Origin of the sequence: Nostoc sp., assembly GCF_036917195.1 — a bacterium.
Lineage (GTDB): Bacteria > Cyanobacteriota > Cyanobacteriia > Cyanobacteriales > Nostocaceae > Nostoc.
Window position 1 is genome coordinate 341483 of the sequence record NZ_JBALDG010000066.1, and the last position, 24793, is coordinate 366275.

The 24793-nt window shown below is 42.4% G+C and carries 22 protein-coding genes and 3 pseudogenes; 7 read left to right on the forward strand and 18 right to left on the reverse strand.

The features are described 5' to 3' along the window. Window positions 1-87: 87 nt before the first annotated feature. Window positions 88-753, reverse strand: a complete 666-nt coding sequence (gene nfi / locus V7K40_RS21915; RefSeq protein ID WP_334963370.1) for a deoxyribonuclease V — start codon at window positions 751-753, stop codon at window positions 88-90. A 243-nt stretch (window positions 754-996) separates the two neighbouring features. Between nfi and V7K40_RS21920 the strand changes: the two genes are divergently transcribed. The 3 genes from V7K40_RS21920 (at window position 997) to V7K40_RS21930 (ending at window position 4111) form a co-directional block, all read left to right on the forward strand. After that, complete coding sequence (locus tag V7K40_RS21920) at window positions 997-1518, forward strand: hypothetical protein (RefSeq protein ID WP_334963373.1); 522 nt, start codon at window positions 997-999, stop codon at window positions 1516-1518. A 180-nt stretch (window positions 1519-1698) separates the two neighbouring features. Continuing rightward, entirely contained in the window at window positions 1699-2889 is a 1191-nt protein-coding gene (locus V7K40_RS21925; RefSeq protein ID WP_334963375.1) for a hypothetical protein, read from the forward strand. A gap of 256 nt (window positions 2890-3145) precedes the next feature. Next, window positions 3146-4111, forward strand: a complete 966-nt coding sequence (locus tag V7K40_RS21930) for an aldo/keto reductase (RefSeq protein WP_334963377.1) — start codon at window positions 3146-3148, stop codon at window positions 4109-4111. A 34-nt stretch (window positions 4112-4145) separates the two neighbouring features. Here V7K40_RS21930 and V7K40_RS21935 read toward each other — a convergent pair whose 3' ends face one another. From V7K40_RS21935 to purC, 7 genes are all read right to left on the reverse strand, one after another. Further along, window positions 4146-5399, reverse strand: a complete 1254-nt coding sequence (locus V7K40_RS21935) for a DNA cytosine methyltransferase (protein ID WP_334963380.1) — start codon at window positions 5397-5399, stop codon at window positions 4146-4148. A 75-nt stretch (window positions 5400-5474) separates the two neighbouring features. Continuing rightward, window positions 5475-6644, reverse strand: coding sequence for a lipid-A-disaccharide synthase (gene lpxB / locus V7K40_RS21940; RefSeq protein WP_334963382.1), 1170 nt, complete (start codon window positions 6642-6644; stop codon window positions 5475-5477). 102 nt (window positions 6645-6746) lie between these two features. Then, window positions 6747-7565: an acyl-ACP--UDP-N-acetylglucosamine O-acyltransferase gene (lpxA, locus tag V7K40_RS21945; RefSeq protein WP_334963384.1), complete on the reverse strand. Its 819-nt coding sequence runs from the start codon at window positions 7563-7565 to the stop codon at window positions 6747-6749. Window positions 7566-7869: 304 nt separating this feature from the next. Beyond that, window positions 7870-8394: a 3-hydroxyacyl-ACP dehydratase FabZ gene (gene fabZ, locus V7K40_RS21950; protein WP_334963386.1), complete on the reverse strand. Its 525-nt coding sequence runs from the start codon at window positions 8392-8394 to the stop codon at window positions 7870-7872. 98 nt (window positions 8395-8492) lie between these two features. Beyond that, entirely contained in the window at window positions 8493-9365 is an 873-nt protein-coding gene (gene lpxC, locus V7K40_RS21955; protein ID WP_334963388.1) for a UDP-3-O-acyl-N-acetylglucosamine deacetylase, read from the reverse strand. Between the two features lie 217 nt (window positions 9366-9582). Beyond that, a complete protein-coding gene (locus V7K40_RS21960; protein WP_334963390.1) occupies window positions 9583-12207 on the reverse strand; it encodes a BamA/TamA family outer membrane protein in 2625 nt (874 codons plus the stop codon). A gap of 337 nt (window positions 12208-12544) precedes the next feature. Continuing rightward, entirely contained in the window at window positions 12545-13282 is a 738-nt protein-coding gene (gene purC, locus V7K40_RS21965; protein ID WP_334963392.1) for a phosphoribosylaminoimidazolesuccinocarboxamide synthase, read from the reverse strand. Between the two features lie 647 nt (window positions 13283-13929). Between purC and V7K40_RS21970 the strand changes: the two genes are divergently transcribed. Further along, the gene (locus V7K40_RS21970) at window positions 13930-14205 is read left to right on the forward strand and encodes a hypothetical protein (RefSeq protein ID WP_298904448.1); all 276 of its coding nucleotides are present in this window, start codon (window positions 13930-13932) and stop codon (window positions 14203-14205) included. 116 nt (window positions 14206-14321) lie between these two features. Here V7K40_RS21970 and V7K40_RS21975 read toward each other — a convergent pair. The 5 genes and pseudogenes from V7K40_RS21975 to V7K40_RS21995 form a co-directional block, all read right to left on the reverse strand. Next, a pseudogene (locus V7K40_RS21975) lies at window positions 14322-14759 on the reverse strand (adenylate/guanylate cyclase domain-containing protein); the annotation flags it as partial. 112 nt (window positions 14760-14871) lie between these two features. Beyond that, window positions 14872-16002, reverse strand: a complete 1131-nt coding sequence (locus V7K40_RS21980) for a glycosyltransferase family 1 protein (protein WP_334963394.1) — start codon at window positions 16000-16002, stop codon at window positions 14872-14874. A gap of 6 nt (window positions 16003-16008) precedes the next feature. Beyond that, window positions 16009-16644 (reverse strand): annotated as a pseudogene (locus tag V7K40_RS21985) (DUF4291 domain-containing protein). A gap of 12 nt (window positions 16645-16656) precedes the next feature. Then, window positions 16657-17811: an NAD-dependent epimerase/dehydratase family protein gene (locus tag V7K40_RS21990; RefSeq protein WP_334963396.1), complete on the reverse strand. Its 1155-nt coding sequence runs from the start codon at window positions 17809-17811 to the stop codon at window positions 16657-16659. 163 nt (window positions 17812-17974) lie between these two features. Further along, window positions 17975-18505, reverse strand: coding sequence for a hypothetical protein (locus V7K40_RS21995; RefSeq protein WP_334963398.1), 531 nt, complete (start codon window positions 18503-18505; stop codon window positions 17975-17977). 394 nt (window positions 18506-18899) lie between these two features. Between V7K40_RS21995 and V7K40_RS22000 the strand changes: the two genes are divergently transcribed. The 3 genes from V7K40_RS22000 to V7K40_RS22010 all read left to right on the forward strand — a co-directional run bounded on the left by V7K40_RS22000 (window position 18900) and on the right by V7K40_RS22010 (window position 21354). Continuing rightward, window positions 18900-19253, forward strand: a complete 354-nt coding sequence (locus tag V7K40_RS22000; RefSeq protein ID WP_334963400.1) for a hypothetical protein — start codon at window positions 18900-18902, stop codon at window positions 19251-19253. Window positions 19254-19349: 96 nt separating this feature from the next. Then, window positions 19350-20861, forward strand: a complete 1512-nt coding sequence (locus V7K40_RS22005; RefSeq protein ID WP_109006933.1) for an AAA family ATPase — start codon at window positions 19350-19352, stop codon at window positions 20859-20861. A 142-nt stretch (window positions 20862-21003) separates the two neighbouring features. Further along, window positions 21004-21354 (forward strand): DUF1257 domain-containing protein, encoded by a 351-nt coding sequence (locus V7K40_RS22010; RefSeq protein WP_012407317.1) that lies wholly within the window; start codon window positions 21004-21006, stop codon window positions 21352-21354. 142 nt (window positions 21355-21496) lie between these two features. Here the strand turns inward: V7K40_RS22010 and V7K40_RS22015 are convergent, their stop codons facing one another. The 5 genes and pseudogenes from V7K40_RS22015 to thrB all read right to left on the reverse strand — a co-directional run bounded on the left by V7K40_RS22015 (window position 21497) and on the right by thrB (window position 24453). Continuing rightward, window positions 21497-22027: a restriction endonuclease gene (locus V7K40_RS22015; protein ID WP_334963498.1), complete on the reverse strand. Its 531-nt coding sequence runs from the start codon at window positions 22025-22027 to the stop codon at window positions 21497-21499. 188 nt (window positions 22028-22215) lie between these two features. Next, a complete protein-coding gene (locus tag V7K40_RS22020) occupies window positions 22216-22467 on the reverse strand; it encodes a DUF5678 domain-containing protein (RefSeq protein ID WP_334963403.1) in 252 nt (83 codons plus the stop codon). A 70-nt stretch (window positions 22468-22537) separates the two neighbouring features. Beyond that, window positions 22538-22765, reverse strand: a pseudogene (locus V7K40_RS22025) (Uma2 family endonuclease); the annotation flags it as partial. A 221-nt stretch (window positions 22766-22986) separates the two neighbouring features. After that, window positions 22987-23496 (reverse strand): hypothetical protein, encoded by a 510-nt coding sequence (locus tag V7K40_RS22030; protein WP_334963405.1) that lies wholly within the window; start codon window positions 23494-23496, stop codon window positions 22987-22989. Between the two features lie 42 nt (window positions 23497-23538). Further along, window positions 23539-24453: a homoserine kinase gene (gene thrB, locus V7K40_RS22035; protein WP_334963407.1), complete on the reverse strand. Its 915-nt coding sequence runs from the start codon at window positions 24451-24453 to the stop codon at window positions 23539-23541. Window positions 24454-24793 lie beyond the last annotated feature (340 nt).

Here is a 24793-nt window from a genome sequence, read left to right on the forward strand (position 1 = left end):
TATTTAGCTACTTCAACTTCTTTCTGTGCGATTCCTAACATGATTGAGTTCGTGCAAGCAAGTATTTAGAAAAAACTTCAACAAGCTTTATTTCGCCGACGCTAATTTATCTGCAATGCGTGTAGTTTCTGGCAGCCGATATTTTGGCGTGCAGCGTAATACATAGTCAATTGCTGTTGGTAAACTAATTCGATGACCACTGGAGATGTACAGAGGTTTTACTCCGGTGCGCGATCGCAAAACTGCCCCAATCGTTTCACCCTTATATATCAGTGGTTGCCTGCTGCCTTTTGTTTGGGCCAATTCCTCATACTTGCCTACCAACAACGACTTGGCTACACCAATTGTTGGCATATCTATAAGTAACCCTAGATGGCTAGCTATACCTAATCTGCGGGGATGAGCAATTCCCTGACCATCACACAGGATCATATCTGGTATTGTTTTAATCTTTTCCAGGGCATCAAGAACGGCTGGAATTTCCCGAAATGAGAGGAACCCCGGAATATAAGGAAAGCTCGTAGGACGGTGTGCTAGGCTTGTCTCGATTACTTGCAAATCAGGAAAACTCAGGACTGCGACAGCTGCTCGACTAATTGTTCCATCAGCTTCAAAACCCATATCCACTCCAGCAACGTACTGGATAGGTTCTTGCAGTTGATCCTCAGTAATTACTTGATCCCGCAGCTTTTCTTGGATAACTATGGCTTCTTCCAGCGTTGAGGGCCAAGCATGATCTTGATAAATCTTCATATTGAAAAGTGGAATTAAACTGATTAATCTTAATCCTGTTAATTTGGCAAGTATAAAAACAATAGTTTTTGATGTTGATACAGGAAAAATATCTTTATTACAAAAGTCTGTGAAAGACTATCTTTATACTATATATTTTAGCCCAGATTAGCCGATATATTGGATCATAATGTTACTTCCAGCTGTCAAGAGGGAATCCTGAGAAGATAAGTTTATTTTCTTAGATTTTCTCTTTTAGTGGTTATGACACAGCCGAATATTCTAAAACTTGCAAAACAGGGAGATACCCAGGCGATCGCATCTCTGATGAACCGCCATCTACACCCCAAAGGGATCACTGCAAAAGTTGCCCTCAAAGATGCTTGCTTAGAGGTAATACTAGAATCTGCCGAAGTACCAAATCAGCAAACCTTAGTTGCATTTATTCGCAAAGGTTTAACTGGTTTAGGGGCTGCATCTGTTGAAAGAGTGAAAGTTTACGGACAACAAACGGGTAAGGAGTTTCCAAGTTGGAGTCAAGAGTTTTATTTGGGCATAGTAGAAGCTGAAATAGAAGTAGGAGATGATCAACAGTCTTCTAGTAACCCTCAAAACCTAACTATTTGTATTAACTTGAGTGGTGATACTGCACAAGGATTAACAAACCAAGATTTTGAATTTATTGCTAATCAAATAAGCACTGATATTTTATCAGATTGTACTGACATTTTTATTCAAAAAGTAAGTATTAGTAATGGTAGTTCTGTGATTACAAAGGAACGGTAGTACTTAATTTATCTCATGCAGAGGTGCAGAAAAAGAGTCTAAAACCAGGGTTTTTACAATAAGTATAAGAAGGTAAATTTTAAATATATGGCTCTAAAGATTTTGAAAATGTTGGTTTTGCCTGTAAATGGGGAATCCTAAAATAGACGATAATTTATCAGTTTTTCACATTTATTGGTTATGACACAGCCAAATTTTCAAGAAGTTACTAAGCAAAAGCTACAAAAATTTTACTGGCCTTTATGGTTTCCTTATCCTAGTTCTTGGTTGAAAGCATTGATTTTGACTCTATTTTTGAGAGTTATTATATTTGTAGTCAATAATACTGGAAAGTTCGGCTACCGTATCGCCTATTTTGTAAACAGTCCAGAATTATTTTTTATATTTACAATATTGTTACTCCTATCTCCAATTCCTATAATTTCTTTTACTCATCACTGCCTACACTTACTCATTGGTCGGTTTATACCAGAAATTCAGGCACCCGAAATAGGTAGAACACAAGGATTATTACCAGGAATAATGAGTTGGTGGGAAGGATTATATGCTTGGCTTGTAATTGCAATTTCTACACTGATAACAGCTTTTTTTTCTATAATACTCCTATCATTATTTAATCCTAGTTACGCCAGACCAATTGAATACTACACAAAAATGCAAAATGTTAATAATAATTTAATATTAATATTGGTACTGTTCTATATTTCTAGTGGGGCACTAACTTATCAAATTGAATATTTGGTAAAACACCGAATTATATCTGCTTATTCTGAGAATAAAAAAACAGATATAAGTAAATCCAACACTGATTTAAAGGCAGATAAAAAACTCAATAGATTGCGCGGCGAAATGGGTGTACATAAAATGAAATCAAATATTTTATTAAATGATAAAAAAACTACAATCATCAAGACTCAACATAAATATCAGAATTTAAATAAAAATTGGCTGTTTATATTTTTGATATTTTCAATTGCTGTAGGAATATACTTTTATTCAAAATCCGTAGAAATACTTCCCCTAACCTCTAAAATTCCAACACAAATCCCATCAAGGTCTGTATTAGTTGTACCCTCACCAGTGACTTCAGAATCGCCGACTGTGTTACTGAAAACTGATACATTCCGAGAAGCAGTAAGGAAAGCAATTAATGCAGCTAACCTTACTCAATTAGCAAAATCTTCAGATGATTGGAAGATAGTTACGAGTGAGTGGCAAGCTGCAATCACACTTATGAAAACTGTGCCATTTTCCAGCCAAAATTATGTAGTAGCTCAACAAAAAATTAGAGAATATCAGAAAAATCTCAACTACGCTGAGAAAAATTCCATTGGTAATAAGGAAAGCGATCGCCCCTCAAAGCTAAACTAGAAAAAGCAGTGCGTAGGCATAGCCCGTCGTAGACATCGCTTTTATTCTCACCTATCCTGATCAAATGCGATATTGCGGTACTAATAAGGATTAATTATCATGCTTAATGGATTCAGGCAACAGGCGATTGTCAAACCTGGTGGTAATGATCAGCGCTTTCGGAGCGTTCTTGATCTATCAGTAATTTTGCTTTCTGAGATTAATTTTCGCTAGCTAGAATTATATAATAAAACTAATTTCGCCCCCGAAGCCAATCATGACAGAAGGAAAAACGCGGCGTAATTTCCTAATTACCAGCCTTGCTGTGACAGGAGGTATTGTGGCAACTAATGCTTTACAACAAAATACTAGCAACACCGCAACACCGCCAGCAACCATGCCAGAACGGCTGCTGGGACGCACTGAAGTAAAACTGCCTATCTTCGGATTAGGAGGAGCAGGACAAACGCCGCTATCCTGGGAAGGAAAAGAGGGTGATGCTGCGGCAATTATTCAAAGAGCGCTCGAACTTGGCATTCGCTACTTTGATACAGCGCCTAGTTATGGGCCGAGTGAAGATTATTTAGGTAAAGTCCTACCACCCCATCGCTCAAAGCTGTTTCTAGCAAGCAAGACTGATAAAAGAGATCGGGATGGTGCATGGCGAGAATTGGAGCGATCGCTTAAACGTCTCAATACAGATTATCTCGATTTGTGGCAGTTGCATCATGTTTCTTTTTCCGAAGAACTCGACACTATCTTTAGTCCATCTGGTGCAATTAAAGCTTTAGAAGAAGCTAGACAACAAAAATTGGTGCGCTTTGCTGGTATCACCGGACATCACGACCCTGAGGTGATTGCCGAAGGGTTACGTCGCTATCCTTTCCACACTACACTAATTCCTGTGAATGCCGCCGATAAACACCACCCACATCCATTCATCCCGGTTGTTCTACCAGTTGCTCAAGAAAAAAATGTCGGTGTGATTGCGATGAAAGTCCCGGCTTATGGTCGGCTGTTTAAATCAGGTGGGTTGACAGGTATGCAGCAAGCTTTCGGTTACACAATGTCTCAGCCTGGGGTTCATTGTTGTGTAATTGCGGCAGAGACTGTCGCACAATTAGAGAATAATGTCAAGATAGCACGGGCTTTTGTGCCTCTTAAGAAGGAAGAATTAACAGCGATCGCTCAACGGACTGCTAATATCTGGGAAGATAGTACATTCTTCCGTGCCTGGACTTAGCCCAACCTTGCACATATTACAGAGTGTATTCTTATCAGCGGGACTGATAATGTTGTGTCGCTTGGGATATATTAAATCGTAGTAGCTTTTCCTCTGGCAACTTGTATCCCAAACTCGGTTTAAAAGGCGAAATATTCAAACTGCGAATAATTTCTGCCGCCACAGCCTTTGCTAGTAGGGGTGGTACAGAGTTACCGACTTGTCTAAATCCGTGCCATTTAGTTACATGAAATCTAAACCAATCGGGGTAAGAATGTAATCTTGCTGCTTCTCTGACTGTGATACAACGGGGCGTAAATGGATGAATCGGTCTAGGAGATGTGAAAGAACCCCTATACTTGTCTGTTCCGGCTCTTAAAGTATTGCAGACACCAGCAGGATGCAGCTTATAAAAACGACTAATTTTTTCTCTCTCGCCTTGTTGAGTCTCCTGAAAACGTTGAATAGTTTCTGCCGAATGTTTTGTTCTTAAACTTGAAGAAAGTATTCGCAAATCATATTCACGTTTGTAAGAATAATCATCGTCTAGGCATTTGATACCACGAAGTACACAAGCGTAGTTACTAGGCTTTCCGTATTCTGCTGTTACCCAATTTCTCGTTAGTAACTCAGGATATTTTTCTATTTCAGGTAAATCTCCAATTGCATCCCAGACTGTAGGACTGAATGGGATGTCAGATGTTTTTTGAGAATTTAAATTATTTTGTAATGGTTGTTTAGTAATCGGCTGAGGGTATTTCGGTAACTCTACATCCTCCCTTGCACCTATGAGAAATAATCTCTCACGGGACTGCGGTACTCCGTAATTTGCAGCGTTGAGAATTTGGTAATTTTCTTCTACTTTATAGCCGTAAATTTTAAACTCGCTAATTAAGGTTTGGAGGATTTGTTTATGTTCACCAACTGTGATCCCCCGGACATTTTCCATCACAAAAAATTTCGGTTTTAGCTCAAAAACCAGTCGATGAAAGTGAAATACCAAAGAGTTTCGCGGGTCATCAACAACCCGTTTTCCAATTAGGGAAAATCCTTGACACGGTGAGCCACAAATTACCACATCAATTTCGCGATCGCCAATCTCAGACCGATTCCTAATTTCTTTGCCGGTTGTCTGTTCAACACTTTTACATAATACTGAGCAATAAGGGAAGTTAAACTCATGTGTTGCACAGTGGATCGGGTCGATTTCCACAGACGCCAGCACATCAAAGCCAGCTTGTTCAAAGCCAAGAGTCATACCGCCTGCACCGGCGAATAAGTCAACTGCGATCGCTCGTTGTTTTCTCATCTCATCAGCCATGACACCTCTAAAGGGATTGGGTATCACGTTTTAAATATACAAAATTTTCCCAGTCCCCATTCCCTAGTCCCCAGTTTCCGATAGCATTTGCAAAATTTCTTGAGCAGCGCGATCGCACACCCCAACTTCTCCTAAACTTTGCCGCATTTTTTCATAATCTAGCAAAGTTTGCTGTCTGCGACGGGGATTGAGTAGCAGTTCCATCGCTGCTTGGATAATATTCTCTGGTGTGGCTTGCTCTTGTAAAAATTCTGGCACAATCGGCTTCATCACTACTAAATTGGGTGGTGATGCGAAGGTTATGGAACCTTTGAGAATGTTACGAGCTATCCAAGCAGTTAGGGAACTGAGGCGGTAAACTACAACTTGCGGCACATTTAACAGAGCCAGTTCCAAGTTGACCGTACCAGATTTACTAATAGCTAAATCAGCCGCCGCAAAAACTTCTTTTTGTTGACCCAATACAACTGTAGCCTGCAAACCATAACGCTCAACAGCCTCCTGAATGGGCTGTCTATAGACTTCCAGAGATAGGGGAATCCAAAAATGAACTTCAGGTAATTTAGCTTGAATAGTTTGGGCAGCTTGAAAAATAATTGGTAAAAGATATTTTAGTTCTTGGTAACGAGAGGCGGGGAGGAGTGCGATCGCAATTTGTTCTGGTGCAATCCCCAATGTTGCACGAGCTGCTTGGCGACTGGGAGCGTCTTGCATTCCGTCAACCAAAGGATGCCCTACCCAAATAACTTTTGCCCCTTGTTCGCGAAAGTAACAAGCTTCTTGTGGGAAGATTGCCAACAGCTTGTCTGTAAAACCAACAATCCTGTTAGTCCTACGGAAATTGACTGACCAAGCCCACTCTTGGGGAGCGATGTAATATATCACAGGCACATCTGGCAGATGCTGTTTCATGTAAGTCCCAATTTTTATATTCGGACTCATGTAATCGATCAGCACCATCAAGTCAGGTGGATTTTGCTTTAGGGAAGCGATCGCCTTACGTTGCACTTGGAGAGTCGGTAAAATATAAGGCAGCCCTTCTTGAATACCCATTGAGCCAATACTACTGGTATTTCCCAGTAGAGTTGCCCCAGCCTCTACCATTTTTTCGCCACCCAGGGCCACAATCTCTAATTCCAACCCAATCGCCACAGCTTGACGCTTCAGCGCTGTAATTAGCAGTGACCCTTGTAAATCGCCAGATACTTCGCCAGTGCTGATAAATATCCGCATTTGATAATTGGTAATTAGTAAAAACTTAAAAGTGAGGAGTGAATAGTTAGGAGTTAGGAGTTAAAAATTTAATTCATCAACTCATAACTCCTAACTTATAATTCACGATTCATCGCTCACGCCTTTTTTCCCCTTACCGGGAATCAAGCCACGCCTTCCTGGCATCTGAGAAAGTAGCAGGAAGCGGCGCAGATGCTGCAATTCTTCGCTATCCCCTAACAGTTCCAATTGTTCCAAGGCATCCTTAAAGGACAAATCAGAACGGTAGAGAATACGGAAGGCTTTTTTCAGCATTTGCAAATCTGCTGAGTCCATACCAGAGCGTTTAAGTCCGACAAGGTTGAGAGTTCGTACCCGCGCCGGATTTCCCTCAACTAGCATATATGGGGCCACATCCCGGTCAATCCGTGCCATGCCTCCTACCATTGCCTGTCTACCAATATGTACAAATTGATGGACACCTAAAACTCCACTCAGCCTAGCGCGTGACTCTATATGGACATGACCTGCCAACGCCACAGAGTTAGCAATCACTACCTGGTCTTCAATCACGCAGTTATGAGCCACATGGGCATAAGCCATCAGCAGGTTCCCATCACCTATTACCGTCGCTTCACCGGCACCAGTAGCACGGTTAATAGTAACGTACTCACGAATTAAGTTGTTATCACCAATTTTGACCCAGGTTGGTTCTCCCACAAACTTGAGATCCTGGGGTTCCATGCCGATGGCTGCACCTGTAAAAATCTGATTTTGCGCCCCAATTTCACAAGGCCCTTCTAGCACAGCATGAGCGCCGATTATTGTTTCAGGGCCCACTTTGACATGCGCTCCAATCACAGCATAGGCACCGACTTGCACTGTATGGTGGAGTTCCGATTTAGGATGAATTACAGCAGTTGGATGAATTAGCGTTTTCAAGGGTGAATCTCCAGAACTGTCTTGATAAGCCAGCGCCAGACGGGGTTTCTCAGGCAGTGTGTTACTCTGGTTAAGAGAGTTGTACCTACTGTCGTCCCATCGAGGTGACTGGTAGAGCGTGAAGTATTTCAGTGAACGAAAGTGTCGGGCAAAGCAAGTTAAGTGTGTTTGTGAGTGCGTCTCGTAGAGAGGGCGTTGAAAATCAAGAAATTATCAGATGCTGTTGTGGATTTTTTAACTGTTATCCTTTTTAGGATTCAGTAAGGGCACTTCACGGCTATGCCTATACCACGAAAGCAAACTTTTAGTTAATTAGAGAAAACATTAATTCCCCTTCACAAGCAAGTTGACCGTCAACTTCGGCACGACCTTGCATCTTACCGAAACGACGTTGTTTTACCCATAACAGTTCCAACGTCATTACTAGTTGATCCCCCGGTACGACCTGGCGGCGAAAGCGGACTTTATCGATACCAGCGAAGACGAACAGTCCGTCTTCTTCCGGAGACATTTGAGTCAGGACAATGCCCCCGACTTGTGCCATTGCTTCGACAATTAGCACCCCTGGCATCAGTGGACGTCCAGGGAAATGTCCTTGAAAATGGGGTTCATTGATAGTGATATTTTTAACCCCAACAGCTTTTTTACCTGGAACGTAGTCAATTATTTTGTCTACAAGTAAAAATGGGTAGCGGTGGGGTAGCAATTTCTGAATTTCTTCAGATGTAAAACTTGTTTTAATCTCAGAACTGATTGTAGTCTCATTTATAGCCTGTGGTTCGGTAGATGTAGTTGTATCGATGGTATTCACTTCGGTGAGGATTGACATTGGCCGTGTAGTTGATTTTTCATCTGAAAGTTGATTAGGCAGGCGTATATCCAAAGCTTAATAATCCTAGATTTTAGGCTTTAGTTTTGATCTAAAATCTAAAATCGTTCGACTGAGCGAAGCCGAAGTCCCAAATCTAAAATTCTTTGAGCCAGTTGAATGTGTAAATTATGACTGGCTTTATACGCTAAGAAATGAGCACTAGGAAAAGTTCCTAGTAAACTTAAATCTCCTACTAAATCCAAGATTTTATGACGGACTGGCTCATTTGCAAATCTTAATGGTGGATTTAGCCAGCCTTCTGATCCACAAACAAGTGCATTATCCAAACTACCACCTTTAATTAACCCTGTTTTTTGTAAATGTTCAATTTGATGCAGTAACCCAAAAGTACGGGCAGGAGCAATTTCCGCAGCAAAGCTAGCAGAAGCTTTTTCAAGTTCAGCATTTAGTGACCAACTATGCCATTGATTACCAATGGCGGGCAGGTCAAAATCAATACCGTAACTAAAGCGGGTTTCTGGTGCTGGGAGGGCACATACAAAGGCATCCCCTTGATAGACCCATATTGGTTCTGTAACAGACAAAGCAGCTTGGTTGTTGACGGGTTGTGATACTAAGCCAACTTGGGTAATGTTGGCTGTCCACACACTTGCTGAACCATCTAAAAGTGGAACTTCTGGGCCATCAATTTCAATCCGGGCATTATCCACACCCATACCCAAAAGCGCTGCCAATAAATGCTCTACCGTGCGAACAGATACCTCACCCTTGCCCAACTGAGTTGAGAGAACAGTGTGACTAACTGCCGCAACTTGGGCTGGAATGATCGGCAAATCTGGTAAATCCACCCGCACAAAATAGCGTCCACTTCCTGCCTCAGCTGGTAGTATCCGCACCTGGGTACTCACACCGCTATGCAGTCCCACCCCTGTTTGGATGATTTGGGCGGCTAGAGTGTGCTGTTGCATAGCCGAAAAGTCAATATATTTCTTTTAGTATTGTTCATCGTCTGTTTTGGTAAAATCCCTGATATTCCCCAAAAAATGTGATTAATCCCTTTATCGGAACAGTATTGAGGTAAATGTGAAAATTAGCAAGCTAATCCAAAAAAGTTATGAGTTAAGAGTGAGGAGTGAGGAATTAAAACTCATAACTCCTAACTTCTAACTTCTAACTCCTAACTGGTTAAAACCTTTCGCCAATACCGAAATTAATTCGGCTATCACCGTCATCGTTGATACCATAGTCAATCCGAATAGGCCCCAGTGGAGACTGGACGCGAACGCCAAGACCATAGCCGAAGCCACTACCATTTTTGTTCAACACTTCAGCTGCCCTAGTACTAGTTCCCAGGTCACTGCCGACATCAAAAAATAGTGCGCCGCTGACTACTGAAAAAACTGGGAACCGATACTCAACTGATGCTTGCACATAAGAGCGTCCACTAGCTAATGCTCCTTCTTCATAACCCCGGACGGAGTTGCTACCGCCAAGGGTAAAAGCTTCGTAGGGAGGCAAGTCACCGAAGATGGTTCCTGCTTGCAGGTTAAATGCTAAGGTTTGTGCCCCTTTGCTGAGGCTAATCAGTTTGATGGGTAAATATTGGCTGTAGCTACCCCGGAATCTGGTGAGGAAAATGTTGCCTAGTCCGATAGGAACCGACTGATCAACCCCGAAGCGGAGATAAGAACCGCTAGTGGGTTGCAGAGGGTTATTACGGAGATCGCGCTGTGCCCCCAGTTGCAGCAGTAGTAAATCGTCTTGACCGCCGCTAGATAAAGTCAGTGGAATTTCATCACTGATGCGGTTTCCATTATCATCAAATACTGCTCCTGTTTTTCTGAGATTGCCATCAGCATCACGGGCAGAAACTCGTTGATACTGTAAACCTGCTGAGGCAGTCCAGACGGAAGTTTTGTAAGGATTGGAGGACAGGGGACGGGTAAAGGTGACACCACCACCTATACGGAGAATGCGGGGGCGATCCTGAGAACCTGTATTAGTGGGATTATCTGGGTCAAACGTCCTAATATCTTCATCTTTGCCATCAAAAATCAATGAAATGGAACTGCGGCGAAAAATATTTGTTGTGTAAGAAGTCCGGTAGGGATCTCCCGCGATCCAGGGGTCTGTGAACCGCAGGTCAAACAGCAGTTCCCGTTCTCCCACCTGTACTTCTGCCCCCAGCTTTTGGTTTCTACCGTTCAGATTTTGCTGTTGATAGCTTACTGTTCCAAAAAGTCCGCTAGCAGAACTAATCCCTGCCCCAGCTGCAATAGAACCGCTGCTGCGTTCAGCTACATTCACTACTACATCCACCTTGCTGGGGTCACTACCAGGGTCAAGGGACACATTCACATCCTCAAACAGTCCGACTCCATACACGCGCTGTAGGTCTTTTTGCACTGTGTTGCGATTGAATACTTGTCCTGGCTTCAACTCCAATTCTCGTGTAATGATGTAATCCTGTGTACGTCCCCGAATCGGTTGTCCTTTCTCGTCTGTCTCCTGACCATCTTTATTACGGAACCGGACTCTAATATTCTCTACTACCCCTTCTGCTATTTGCAACGTAACAACTCCGTTTTCAGAGACTTGGGGCGCTCCAATCACGTTGGCTAGCACGTAACCTTGGTCTTGATATCGCTTGTTTAACTGCTTGATACCTTCTTGTAAGTCACGCAAGTTGAGGATTTTGCCATACTGCTCGCGAAATACTTCATCCACAGTATTAGCTGGTAGTACAGAAGCAACACCAGTGCCAGGATTGGCTTGCACTTCTACTTTACTGAGGACGGGGTTAGGCTGCACAACAAAGCTCACCCGCACTCCCAAGGGGGTATCTTCTGGCGTTGCCTGGACGTTAGAGAAAAAGCCAGTACCAAAGATGGCGTTAATATCTTCTTGTAGTTGGCTACGGGTTGTCGTTCGTCCTGGTTGAGTACGAATTACTTTATAAACTTGGTCTTCTAATTCTGGTGATAGTTGCCCAGCCTGTGATCTAATTACTACTTCCGATACCAGTACGCGGGGGTCATTGGCTTCTGGGGCTGTATTGGGTTGAGTATTTCCCGGAGTTGTCGGCGGGTTAATATTCTGCGGACTGGGAGTAGCGCCTGGGGCTGTGTTGGGTTGAGTATTTCCCGGAGTTGTCGGCGGGTTAATATTCTGCGGACTGGGAGTAGCGCCTGGGGCTGTGTTGGGTTGAGTATTTCCCGGAGTTGTCGGCGGGTTAATATTCTGCGGACTGGGAGTAGCGCCTGGTCCTGGGGCAGGTGTTCTTTGTTGACTAGCTGGGGGGGGAATGTCTGGAGTGGTTGATGGTTGTGGAGTTATGGGTAATAAAGGTTCCGTTGTCGGTGGATTGACATTTTCTGGGACTGGAGTGGTTTCAGGAGTTGGAGAAGGCGTTGGTTGTTGAATTTCTGGCGGTGGAATGTCTGGAGCGGGAGATGGCTGTTGAGTAGGGTTGGGATTGATGATTTGAGCGGTTTGTGCAGTTGTTGGCGTTGTGGAGGTTGGTACTATTACCTTTGATGTCGCGATGGCTGCTGGATTTGCAGGGTAAATTGCGACAATGCGGGATTGGAGACTCTCCCCCTCTATAACTCCTGTGGGATTAGGTCGAGATACTAGACTTTTACTAGAGTCACCCTGACCAGTATCCTTTTCTGGCTGCTGATTTTTTTCTAGTGTCAAAACTTCTGTTGTCTGTTTTGAACTGTTGGCGGTTTCTGCATTTGCACTCAATGAACCGCCCAAAGGGACTGCAATTGCTACTGCTGCCAGCAATACGGGAGATAAACGCATTTTACTTATGATTCCTCTTCACGACCACACACACACCATCACAAGGCAATAATGCCCTCATGCCAAAGGTAAAGCTCAAGACATAATTTTTTCTTTTGCTTTTTTACTTTACAAGGCAAAAGGCAAAAGTCAAATTTCAGGAGGCAAGATCAATGCCCACGCTTTTAAACGTGGGATTGATCTTGGACGCTTTGGATCTCGCAGCACCTGAGGCGAGAGACAATTCTTCTTTTTAAACTGGCTAATGACCCATGACTAAAGTTTTCATTCATAATTTTTTTCCTCCTGTCTCCTGCCTTCTCTTATAATTTCTTCTTACCTTTTGGTTTTTACCTGTTTAACTTGTAGTTTCTACTGCTTTTAGCACTCTTTGTAAAACCTCCTGGTAAGCATCCTCTACATTTCCTAAGTCTCGGCGAAAGCGGTCTTTGTCCATTACCCGACGGTTTGAGTCCTTTTCTGCGGTATTCCACAAACGGCAGGTGTCGGGGCTAATTTCATCGGCCAAGAGCAACTGCTGTTGTGAGTCCAAACCAAACTCTAGTTTGAAGTCTACTAGAGTAATGCCGCACCGCTGCCAAAAGTTATTGAGAAATTTGTTGATGTGCAATGCTAGATGTGTAATTGCGTCTACTTGTTCCGCAGTAGCTAGTTCTAGCAGATACAGGCGATCGCGTGTCAATAAAGGATCTCCTAATTGGTCGTTTTTGTAATAAAACTCTACCAAAGGCTGTTTCAGAATCGTACCCACTGGTAACCCTGTTTGCTGACACAGACTCCCAGCAGCAATATTTCTGATAACTACTTCTAAGGGCAAAATCTTTACTGCTCTCACTAGCATCTGATTCGGGGCAGGGCTGTTGATAAAGTGAGTCTTTATACCATTTGCCTCCAACTGTTTAAAAAGCTGGCTGGAAATGCTACAATTAATTTTTCCTTTTCCTTCGATACTGCCACGCTTTTGGGCATTAAACGCCGTGGCGTCATCCTTAAAATCAGCCAACAAGACTTCGGGATCGTCCGTTGTATAGAGAATTTTCGCTTTGCCTTCGTATAACTTGGAATTAACAGACATGGTGGCAGGTAAAGTTCTAGGCGATGGACGATTTTTATCGTTTCGGGCTTCACCATTTTATCTTTAGTTCTTGACTATTAGTCATTGGTGATTATTGAGTGCCGAGTACTGAGTGGGGAATCTCACTTCTTCATTCATAACTCGGGACTCAGAACTGTTTTGCCCAATACCTTCCTTAGCCAGTTGCCAAACATTCAGAACGGAATCTCTAACTTTTAACAGACGACAATTAGCTTTAGTCCATAGTAAGCTTATTTAAGTAGTTTCACTTAATAAATCAGTAACTATTTTTGCAAATAAAGATTAATTAAAAAATACTGGTATTTTTTAATAGGTTGTAAGTCAGGGTTTCAACTGTAGTTAATTACAATCTGAACTTTATAAATTAAGATGAGATAAATTGATAACTAGGAGGGAAGTAAAATATACTCTACTAGTCATTTTAACAGGGAATTTTTTTTGTAACATTTACGGTAAAAGTATTTCAAGCTTTATCCTCTAGTCTCAAAATCTGAATCAACCAATTTCTGCATCACCAATTGGAAAAGGAGTTGGATGATTTGATTTCCCCTAGTCTGACAAAAGAAAGATTAGGGTAGCTAGTGATTAAGCTTTAGACGTTTAAACAGAAAGGGAAGTTGAATAATTTGGAGAAAAAAATAGTGAACAAAGATGATTTTCTCTACCCTCGTGGTCGCTACTACGGTCAGGTAAAGCCAGAAAACTTGGTTTTTAATGCGAATCTACAGGAATTTGCCCAACGAGTAAGTTATATTTGCAACTTAGAAACAGGTGGAAAACTGCCTCCAGGTGCAGCTTACGAACAAATAAAGGATCTATGGAAACAGTTGAAACGCTCAAAAAAAGAGCTAAGAATTGGCGAAGACCCCTTTCAGGATGACCAGGGAGAGGTTCAAGGTTGAAGGAAAGAGGCGGGTACGCTGGGACTGATAACTCATAACTCCTAACTCTCTTACTCAAAACTATTTAGTAAGCATTGTCCAAATACCATCTCAGGACTATGGAAAAGTTTTTGTAATTAATTATACGCATATTCTTGGTGTATATCAACAGCTCGGTCTTTGGGTTGGATGCATTTGGCCTGGTTCAAAACAGGCGATCGCTTGTGAGAAGTGCGCGATAAATAAGTAGTGCGTCCGGATATGATAGTTAAACAGAAACTATTGAGTGCTGGCATCTAGAGGGGTGCTGCGATCGCCAATTAACTCGTAGATATTCACCGCCTGGTGTTTCCCTTTGAGGTGAATTTTATCTAACTAGCGCACCCAAATGCGATCGCTGCAAAGCTGCTAAGTAAATTCACTTAAAAGAATATCACAATCATATTCCTTAGTTACCGTTTCCAAGCGCAAACTCAAATTTACACTATCTCCAATTATGGTGTAATCATTCTTGACAGGTTAAGAATGAACGCTGACTGCACAGCCCTCCAAGCATGATTTTCTGTAAGTAGTAGCAAAATTTTTAATTTTTAATTTTTAATTCAAAAAAGGTCATGGGAATTTGAGATTTGAGATTTTGGGCATTGGTTATTCTCCCCACTGCTGTGCCCCTGCTTCCCCACTCCCTTATTTTGTCAATTGTTCAGAAAATATCACCTTTTGGTAGTAATCTTGTAGCTGGCTGGTAGCAGATGGCCAACCCCAAGTTTCTGCTTCCTGGCGAGCATTTTGACGCATGATGTCTCGTTGTTGTTTTTGTTCTAAGAGGCGAACAGTGGCAGCGATGGCTCCTTGAACATCTGCTGTTGGCTCGAAAAGATATCCATTTACCCCATCTGTCACAATATCAGGAATTCCCCCCGAACGGGCTGCTACCACCGGACAGCCAGCAGCCATCGCTTCTAGTAGTACTAAGCCTAATGTTTCTGTCCGGGAGGGAAAAATAAAGGCATCAGCGCTAGCAAAGGCAGAACCCAACTCTTGCCCCATGAGATACCCAACAAAATAAGTGTTTGTGCCAGCAAAGTGTTTTTGCAATGCTTGACGGTGGGGGCCATCCCCAACCAATGCCAACTGCGCTTCGGGAATGGCTTCTAAAATTGGTTTGATGCGCTCAATTTCTTTTTCAGCGGAAAGCCGCCCAACATAAAGTAGCAATGGACTTTCTGGATGATTTTGTGATAGACGCGATCGCATCTCTACACTAGCCAAATTGGGGTGAAATAATTCTGTATCCACCCCACGCTGCCACAAATCTACCCGTTCAATACCGTGTGCTGTCAGTTCCTCCATCATTGCTGTTGAGGTACACAGATTCAAAGCTGCTTGATTATGAGCACCTTTGAGCAGTTCCCAAAGAAAACCTTCTAGCATCCCCAAGCCGTAATGCTGGAGATATTGGGGTAAATGCGTATGATAAGACGCTACTAAGGGTATTTTGAGGATTTTACTATAAAATATCCCAGATAAACCCAAAACTGCTGGATTTACGACATGAATAACATCTGGCTTAAACTCTTCTAAGGTGTAACCAATGGCTGGGCGGGGAAGTGCCATTTTCAACTCTGGATACAATGGCAGAGGAAAGCCAGTAACGCCGTAAACTTTAGCGCCTTTGTGTTCAGTGATCCCTCCATCAGGGGCAATCACCAGCACTTGATTACCACTGCGCTGTAAATGGTCAACGGTATGGCACAAGCGCGTTACAATGCCGTCAACCTTGGGCAAAAAGGTTTCGGTAAATAGAGCAATTTTCATAAAAAACTATTTAGTACAGGCAGATAATCCCAGGTTTACTTGCGTTTCGGGATCAAACACAGAGTAAACTGTCTCCCGTGGTGTAATCAATTCTGCACAGTCAGATTTAATGTTTTGCCGCTGTTTTTGTACAAAGTTTGAGATGTCCTCGATGTTCACAATCCAATCTTTGGCGTAAGTAGCTAGCACTTGACCACGTAACCCTAACTCAATAGCGCATCTTTCTAATTTTGTCCCCGATGGGTGTCCGATTGTAGACGGACTTGTGATTGCTTCAATGCTCTATTGCCATGCACTTTTATTAGGATAAAGTTCTGGAACGTAGCTGGAATGAACAGCCGCCGCTAAAATTTCATCAAAAGCCGAACGCTTAATCCAAATAGCTAACACTACCTCTTGCCCATTTTGTGTACCCCATCCAGAACGATACATCATCCAGAGGAAGTTAGGTTTGATCCAACTCATGCGGTCAAAACTGAACTCACCACCAAAATAACTGTAGGTGGCGGCGAAATCACCAATAGCTGGACGATACGCCTGATAAACAACAATTGAATGGTCGTCATATTGTGCTAAGATATGACGACCATTTTTCGGCCAATTACTGAGTTGAGTTAAATAAGGTTCTGTTATCAGCCGCACGCAGAATTTACCTTAATTTCTGTGCCAAGAGACTTTGGGCAGAATTTGTTTGTGATCAACTCGTTTCTGATACTTGATGGCAAAGTTTAACAGAGAATCGAGTAGAGAATCAGAAAGCAAGTGAGGCTCTAAACCTAAATCGAGCAATTTAGTGTTTTTAGCGTTAAAGTAATGTTCTTCTTTCTCGACTCTGGGATTATTTAAGTGATTGATTTCTACATTCAATCCCATAGCGTTACCAGCTTTTTTTACCATCAATGCCAAGTCGCTGACACTGAATTGTTCGGTAAATTGGTTAAATACGCGGAATTCACCAGGTTGTGCAGGGTTAGCGATCGCTAATTCCACACATCTTACTGTATCCCGAATATCCAAAAATCCGCGAGTTTGCCCGCCTTTACCGTAAACCGTTAAGGGGTGTCCAATAGCTGCTTGAATGCAGAAGCGGTTCAGTGCAGTACCAAACACGCCATCGTAATCAAGCCGATTAATCAATAGTTCGTCCATCCCCGTTTCTTCAGTTAAGACGCCATAAACTACACCCTGATTTAAATCCGTTGCCCGCAATCCCCAAATCCGGCAAGCAAAGTGGATGTTATGACTGTCATGGACTTTGCTTAAATGGTACATTGAACCAGGCTGCTTGGGATAAGGTAGGGTATCCTTGCGTCCATTGTGTTCAATAGTGATGTACCCTTCTTCTATGTCGATGTTGGGTGTACCGTATTCACCCATTGTCCCCAGCTTCACTAAATGACAGTCTGGGAAATCTTCCCGCATGGCGTACAACAAGTTCAACGTACCAACTACGTTATTGACCTGGGTAAGAACTGCATGTTCGCGGTCAATCATCGAAAATGGAGCCGAACGCTGTTCTCCAAAATGCACTAGGGCGTTTGGCTGAAATTGATGTAATGCTTTGTTGAGAAATTCGTAGTTAGTAATATCGCCGATGAACAGGTCGATAGATTTGCCAGTCAAATCTTGCCAGTGCTGGAGGCGTTGCTGAATTAGTGCGATCGGAGTGAGAGTTTCGACACCCAGTTCATTATCCCAATGCCGCCGCACCAAACTATCTAAAATTCCAACTTCATAACCTCGATTGGAAAGGTAAAGAGCAGTTGCCCAACCGCAATATCCATCACCACCAATAACCAGGACTTTCATCTTCACCAGTTTTTACTTGCTGATAGCTAAATCTACCAGGTTTCTGTCCCCTCTCAATCATCATTCTGGCAAAGATGTCAATTTAGGCAGCAGGGGGAGAGGGAAAGATGAGAGGAATTCTCCTAACTCCTGTACAGACGCGATTAATCGCGTCTCTTCTAACTCAGGACTTGGAAATCCGATACTGCTGGGCAATGTAATAAAACAAACGATAGTAATCTTGAAATTCTTGGCTCTTGCTTCGTCCCTGCCAGTAGTATTTCACTTGACTCTGAGTTAGTGTCAGTGTCATCGAACCTACTCCTTTGTCAACTTGTACAACCAGCACCCCAGATACTCCTTGGACAGTCTGAAAGTTGGGATTTATCTTTTTCACAGAATTTTGGTCTGTAACAATCGAATTTGGTAGCTGCTGACTTGCCCACCCCCGAATTTCCACTGTTTTGTTCTGGGGTGAAATAAAGACAATTCCATCATCATTTTCTGGGGCTGCTAATGAAGTCCAATTACTTGGATATGGAAATTCAAAGCCATAACGGGAGTTGCTATAAGTTTTCCATGTGATAGCTCCGGCGTTAAAATCGTTTGCAGTGCAACCCCACAGGATTATGAACAGGGCAATGGCTTTGCTAACGCTGGAGGCAAACCGATAAATTCTTCGCCCCAAACTACAGGTTTTATTAGCAGTAGTCATTTATATTACGCATTTTGCCAAAATTATTGATTTTATGGAAATACCAGGGGCAAGTTAGAGCCACCATACTATACTGCTGCTTGATTAAATCTAGTTAACCCCAGCCAGATAACTGTTATGTAAATAACTCAGTTTGGTAACGATGTCATTAGTACACTGTGGCGTCAGTTTGCCTACCTTTAACAAGGGGATTTTGCCCTTGTTTAGCTGCAAGTCTTCTTAATTGAGATGGTAGATGGATTTACACGCCTGCTGTATTAATTAAAACAGCATCTAAATCCAAAATATAAATAAATGTAACGAAACTGCCGTTAAAACGTTTTACTGTCTTGACAACCAATCAAGAAACCGATAACTTGATATACATACCCGGGTAAGACCGTTAAAGAGTTATATGCAAACGCAAACTAAGCAAAAGGTCACTTTGTATTTATCGCCAGAGTTGCACAAAAAGTTGAAGATTCGTTCAGCAGTTGATTCAGAACCAATGTCAGAACTGGCCGAACGTGCCCTCGTTTTTTACCTGTCTAATTCAGAATTGGTTGACGAGGTAGAAAATTCTTCTAATGGGCGGACTCATAGAGTTTATTCATGTCCAACTTGTGATAGCTCACTAGTCTTACGTGATGGGGAACTGATAACTTTGGGCAATCAACCAGGAGTAGTTGGTCAAGAACATCTTTCTATTGATGAGATGGATAAAGATGAAACCCATCCCAAGAGTGAGGAAGAGTTAGTTCCTTGCTAAATAGATAGGAATTATGAATTATTTATTCATGATTCAGTTGTCTTTACCAGAAGCAATGTCTCTACTGTCTCTATAAGGTCTCAAGTAGGTCGATGTATGAAAGAAGAGCTCAATATCCTAATTCAAGCTCAATACCCTTTAATCTACCTTGTGACCTCCGAGGAAGAGCGGGCCGAGCAAGCAGTTTCCACAATCGCTCAGTTGTTAAAGCCTCAGCGCCGGGTATTTGTTTGGACAGTAACACACGGGATTGTGGAGTATGGTCAACCCCGGAATGTCACGCAACATAATACCGTGTCTCCAGAGGCCGCGATTGAGTGGATAATTCGGCAGAAAGAACCAAGTATATTTATTCTTAAAGATTTACATCCCTTTATTGATGCGCCTGCAACAAACAGATCGTTACGTGATGCGATCGCTAGCTTCAAAGGTACGCAAAAGAACATTATTCTGATGTCGCCGATGCAACAAGTACCTATAGAGTTGGAAAAAGAAGTTGTTGTTATCGACTTTACACTGCCAGATATGGCAGAGTTAAATAAAGTACTGACTCAGCATGTAGACCAAAATCGTGGTCGGCGGCTGACAACAGAAGCCAGAGAAAAGCTTCTCAGAGCAGCTTTGGGTCTAACTAAAGATGAAGCTGAAAAAGTCTACCGGAAGGCGCAGGTAACTACAGGGCGTTTGACAGAAGATGAAGTAGATATAGTTTTATCTGAGAAAAAGCAACTAATTCGGCGCAATGGGATCTTAGAATATATTGAAGAAGATGAAACCATTGATGCTGTAGGTGGCTTAGAAGAGTTAAAAAGATGGCTCAAGCAACGCTCCAACGCTTTCACAGAAAGAGCCAGAGAGTATGGTTTGCCTCAACCAAAGGGGATGTTAATTCTAGGGGTTCCCGGTTGCGGTAAATCATTAATTGCCAAAACTACTTCCCGGCTGTGGGGTTTACCACTGTTGCGGTTGGATATGGGGCGAGTCTATGACGGCTCAATGGTGGGACGAAGTGAGGCAAATTTGCGGAACGCCCTGAAAACAGCAGAATCTATTTCCCCAGCGATTTTATTTATCGATGAATTGGATAAATCCTTTGCTGGTAGTGGAGGTTCCTCTGATTCTGATGGAGGGACTTCAAGTAGAATCTTTGGTTCTTTCCTCACATGGATGCAAGATAAGAAATCACCAGTGTTTGTGATGGCAACTGCCAACAGAGTAGAACGCTTACCTGGCGAGTTTTTGAGGAAAGGACGCTTTGATGAGATTTTCTTTGTTGATCTGCCAACACCGGAAGAACGGCAGCAGATTTTTAACATTCATCTGACCAAGCGCCGTGAAGACATCTCTCGATTTGATCTTGAGCAACTAGCCAAGATGTCTGATGGCTTTTCTGGGGCAGAAATTGAGCAAGCGATCGTTGCGGCAATGTATGAAGCTTTTGCCCAAGATCGGGAGTTCACCCAACTAGATATTATTGCTGCACTGAAGGCAACATTGCCGCTGTCTCGAACGATGCAAGAACAAGTAACGGCTCTGAGAGATTGGGCCAGACAGCGCGCCCGCCCCGCAGCATCCTCCGTAGCTGAATATCAGCGAATGGAGTTCTAAAAGCTTTCCTCTGCCATCCCAGGGGGAAAGGCTAGCTCTTAATGCTAGCAGTTATAAGAAAAGCCGCATCCTGTTAAGCGCGGCTTCGCCCAAAACAAACCGTTGTCGTTTTTCTCAATCTTCTCATTGGAGGAAACCCCAAATGTCTCACTTTAGCACCCTGCGTACCAAAATCACCGATGCCGAAATCCTCAAGGCTTCCTTGCGCGACCTCGGTATCAGCGTAAAGACTGAAGCTGATGTCCGTGGTTATAACGGTCAGCGTGTCCGTTCCGACATCGTTGCTATGTTGGATGGCGAATATGACCTCGGCTGGTCTCGCAACAGCGATGGTTCCTTTGACCTAATCGCTGACCTGTGGGGAGTTGCTAAGAAGCACAACCAAACCGAGTTGATCAACTCCATCAACCAAAAGTATGCCGTTAACAAAACTTTGGCTGAAGTAAAACAACGCGGTCTGCAAAACGCCAATGTGAAGTTGGTATTGCAATAACAATTTCTCTGCGCGTTCCCAAAGCTGCACGGGTTAACCATATAAATAGCGGTTAGCCCGCTTTTTTATCGGGACTGAGATTTATTTCTCAGTCCCTATTTTTTTCATTTAGCTAATTTTGAATATCCTATTTTGAAAAGCTTTATAATTCCTTTTGGATATTTCCCATTTCTTCTTCTAACTCAATATTTGAAAACTGTGTTCTGTTTGTCTGTTGCTGAAGCCTTTTTAGTGCTTGCTCCATAATAGGAAGATGATTAGTAACTGTAGAAATTCCTCCACCACAACTAATTCCGTTAAATGTATCAGTCACTTTAACAAATATTTGCTGTGTGATTTTGGCAATATACTCTTCTTTAGTAGAATTACCATCTAACCTTATGAGTGTTATCTTTGCTCCATCCGCTGCTATTCGCGCTCCTTGTTGAAGACCTATTGTCGTTACAATTATTCCACGTTTTGCATTAGTCTGCTGAATTCTGTAAGCAAATCCGTGTACTTCCTCTTGAGATAAAGACTCTTTCTTTTTCCTGCATTCAACTAAGACAAGTTTCTCATCACTCATGTCATAAGCACTAATATCTACCTCGCACTCGCCACCATCATTCTTTTTGAATTTCCTTTTATCCTCGTTGACTAAAGATAAACCTAAATGAAATTTAATATCATCAATAAGTTACCTGGCAACATCTTCATACCTTTCCCATTCTTTTTTTTCTGACATAAATTATTTACTTACAACATCGTTTATTGGATACTTATACCAACTTTTAACTGTTTACCTTTGTTTGACTATACTTACTGCTAGTAAGAGGCAATTAATGCCGGAGCATGAGAGGAACGGTAGAACCCAGTGAAAGTTTAACTACAGTGCGAAAGCGAATTGGTAAAATAAAAATAAGCAGTGTAACGGGGAACAAGGTAAATTAAAAAAGGCTGTTTTGTAGCATTAGCTAATGCTAAAACTTCGCGTAAGTTTTCGCTATGAGCAATTATTCCATTTGCATTGTAAGCGATATATTGATTTTTATAGAAATCTAATAACATCTGGCGGTTACGATTCAACCACTTGAGTATTTCATCTGTTTCTCTTTTAAAGGGTGTTGTGTTCATATATTTAATTTTGTCCGTAAATGTGAAATATTTCTAGCACGAATATTAATTGTCTGGTACAAGATGTAAGCTACCAAACCTGACTTAACTCCAAAACAAAACCAGGTAGTAAAGGTTCACCGTAAAGGGTTTTAGGATTATCTAATTCCTCAACCGTATTATTAGGACGATAAATAAAAACTCGGCGTTGTTTTCTATCAATTAACCAACCAAGTTGCGTGCCATTATCAATATACTCTTGCATCTTGTCTTGCAAAAGTTGCAAGCGATCGCTCTCAGAACGCAATTCAATTACAAACCATCTCCTCGCACAGCCTGACAATCTACATATTTGGGATCGTCAGCAGGTAAGGGTCGAAATGGGTCGAAAACATTGTATATCGGCTTTAAAAGTGCAAAATCTTGCGTCATAGGTTCAAGCCTCTTGATATGGACGATTTTAGCAACTGTCTTGTCATATCAAATAGTTATTGAAAAAGTCAATGTTAGTAAAGTCTTTCTAGTTTAGTAAGGCTGGTATTAAACAATCCGGTTGACAATTGTCCACACTTCCCCATCTGATCGGACATAGGGAACAGAGATTGTCTTGAACCCAGTAATGAAGGGCTTGTAATAAATTCGCCAATACATTGGACTCAGTTCATTGGCACAAGCCTTCAGAAAACGGACTTCTGCCGCCAATTCCCCAGCTAGTTGGTTAATGCGTTGAGCATGAACCTGAGCGACTTCTTTAGCTTCCTGTAGCTGCTGCTCTTGGGTAAGTTGTTTTGATTCAACTTGCCAACGCACTAACTTACCTTGTTTTTGCTTTATCTGGACTTCTAGGGCTGCGATCGCTGCATCTATGCCCTGGAGTTCAACTGATAATTGGGCATTTTCCCTGGCTTGACGGCGGTACGCTTCAACCATTGCCTGGGGTGAATCATTCTCGGCAGAGATTACATTATTAATAGTGAGTGCAGCGCGTTCTTCTAGGAGAATCTGAATTTGAGAGTCAAGCGCCGCTATTTCAGCCTGAGTTTGCTCCATAAATCGAGTTTTAAGTGCTGAGTAAAATAGTCATCTGATTTCTTAAAAGCTTTTTGCGCCTTGGGTATCGAGAGAAAGCGATCGCACCTCGGCTGTAATTCCTTCTTGTTGCCAAGCAGCTAACATCGCCGCCTCCACAGCCTCTGAGTGTAACTTATCCGCCAAAGCTAACAGTGTCGGCCCCGCACCACTAATCACCATACCATAAGCACCAGCACTAACAGCTGCTATGTTCAGAGCATCATAACCAGGAATCAAAGCTTTACGATAGGGTTGATGCAACTTATCTTGCAAACCTGTCTTTAACCATTGTCCGTTACCAGTTTCCAAGCCGCGCAACAATAACCCTAGATGTGCCATATTGAAAATCGCATCGGCGCGACTCACCTCAGTTGGGAGAACGCCCCGCGCCTCTGAAGTGGAAAGTTCAAAATCAGGAATAGCCACAACTGGTACAACATCTTTATGCCAGGGAACATCACAAATTTCCCAACCTGCGCCACTGGTCGCAGCAAGACGACATCTTCCCAACAAAGCTGGAACTACATTATCAGGATGTCCTTCCATTGCGATCGCTAACTCCATCACCTGTGACTGACTCATAAGCGCACCCTCAAGTTGATTAGCAGCAACTAAGCCACCAACAATTGCTGTCGCCGAACTACCCAAACCCCTCGCCAATGGGACACCTAATTTAATCTCTATTTTCACTATCGGCGGTGTCTGCTCTATATGTTGATAGAACTTGACAAACGCTTGGTAAAGGAGATTACTCTCATCAGTTTTAACTCGTTCAGCTTCCGTACCAGTGACATGAATAATTAGCTCACCCTCTTCTTGGCGAGTGAACTTGAACTCGTTGTACAGCTTTAAAGCTGCACCGATGCAATCAAAACCAGGCCCCAAATTAGCAGTTGTGGCGGGAACGGTAACAGTGATGGCAGAAACAACAGACATTGGCAAAACTCACTAATCATCAACCAGCATCCCATGTATTGGTAGCACTTTGAGGCTAGTTTTTGATCGCTGTTGGGGATACTTTGATTTACTCTTCCTTAATCCATCCTCTGAGCCTTTAGTTGCAGTGGTTGTGGCTCTGGCAAAATTATACTATGGGAATTTAAATGGTTGAATTGTGCGATCGCTCCACTCAATCTACAAATCTCAGCATCTAAAGTAATTTAAACTACATAATAATTAATTAATTTTACTGTTATACAACGTTTAACGGAGTTTAATATTAAGTAAGTTTTGGAAGCATGAATCTAACTTTCCTATAAAGTTAATTATAAATATT

Excerpts from the sequence above, each read along its gene's own strand:
- nfi (WP_334963370.1), bottom strand. The coding sequence starts at position 753 with ATGAAGATTTATCAAGATCATGCTTGGCCCTCAACGCTGGAAGAAGCC.
- V7K40_RS21920 (WP_334963373.1), top strand. The coding sequence starts at position 997 with ATGACACAGCCGAATATTCTAAAACTTGCAAAACAGGGAGATACCCAG.
- V7K40_RS21925 (WP_334963375.1), top strand. The coding sequence starts at position 1,699 with ATGACACAGCCAAATTTTCAAGAAGTTACTAAGCAAAAGCTACAAAAA.
- V7K40_RS21930 (WP_334963377.1), top strand. The coding sequence starts at position 3,146 with ATGACAGAAGGAAAAACGCGGCGTAATTTCCTAATTACCAGCCTTGCT.
- V7K40_RS21935 (WP_334963380.1), bottom strand. The coding sequence starts at position 5,399 with ATGAGAAAACAACGAGCGATCGCAGTTGACTTATTCGCCGGTGCAGGC.
- lpxB (WP_334963382.1), bottom strand. The coding sequence starts at position 6,644 with ATGCGGATATTTATCAGCACTGGCGAAGTATCTGGCGATTTACAAGGG.
- fabZ (WP_334963386.1), bottom strand. The coding sequence starts at position 8,394 with ATGTCAATCCTCACCGAAGTGAATACCATCGATACAACTACATCTACC.
- lpxC (WP_334963388.1), bottom strand. The coding sequence starts at position 9,365 with ATGCAACAGCACACTCTAGCCGCCCAAATCATCCAAACAGGGGTGGGA.
- V7K40_RS21960 (WP_334963390.1), bottom strand. The coding sequence starts at position 12,207 with ATGCGTTTATCTCCCGTATTGCTGGCAGCAGTAGCAATTGCAGTCCCT.
- purC (WP_334963392.1), bottom strand. The coding sequence starts at position 13,282 with ATGTCTGTTAATTCCAAGTTATACGAAGGCAAAGCGAAAATTCTCTAT.
- V7K40_RS21980 (WP_334963394.1), bottom strand. The coding sequence starts at position 16,002 with ATGAAAATTGCTCTATTTACCGAAACCTTTTTGCCCAAGGTTGACGGC.
- V7K40_RS21990 (WP_334963396.1), bottom strand. The coding sequence starts at position 17,811 with ATGAAAGTCCTGGTTATTGGTGGTGATGGATATTGCGGTTGGGCAACT.
- V7K40_RS21995 (WP_334963398.1), bottom strand. The coding sequence starts at position 18,505 with ATGACTACTGCTAATAAAACCTGTAGTTTGGGGCGAAGAATTTATCGG.
- V7K40_RS22000 (WP_334963400.1), top strand. The coding sequence starts at position 18,900 with ATGCAAACGCAAACTAAGCAAAAGGTCACTTTGTATTTATCGCCAGAG.
- V7K40_RS22005 (WP_109006933.1), top strand. The coding sequence starts at position 19,350 with ATGAAAGAAGAGCTCAATATCCTAATTCAAGCTCAATACCCTTTAATC.
- V7K40_RS22010 (WP_012407317.1), top strand. The coding sequence starts at position 21,004 with ATGTCTCACTTTAGCACCCTGCGTACCAAAATCACCGATGCCGAAATC.
- V7K40_RS22020 (WP_334963403.1), bottom strand. The coding sequence starts at position 22,467 with ATGAACACAACACCCTTTAAAAGAGAAACAGATGAAATACTCAAGTGG.
- V7K40_RS22030 (WP_334963405.1), bottom strand. The coding sequence starts at position 23,496 with ATGGAGCAAACTCAGGCTGAAATAGCGGCGCTTGACTCTCAAATTCAG.
- thrB (WP_334963407.1), bottom strand. The coding sequence starts at position 24,453 with ATGTCTGTTGTTTCTGCCATCACTGTTACCGTTCCCGCCACAACTGCT.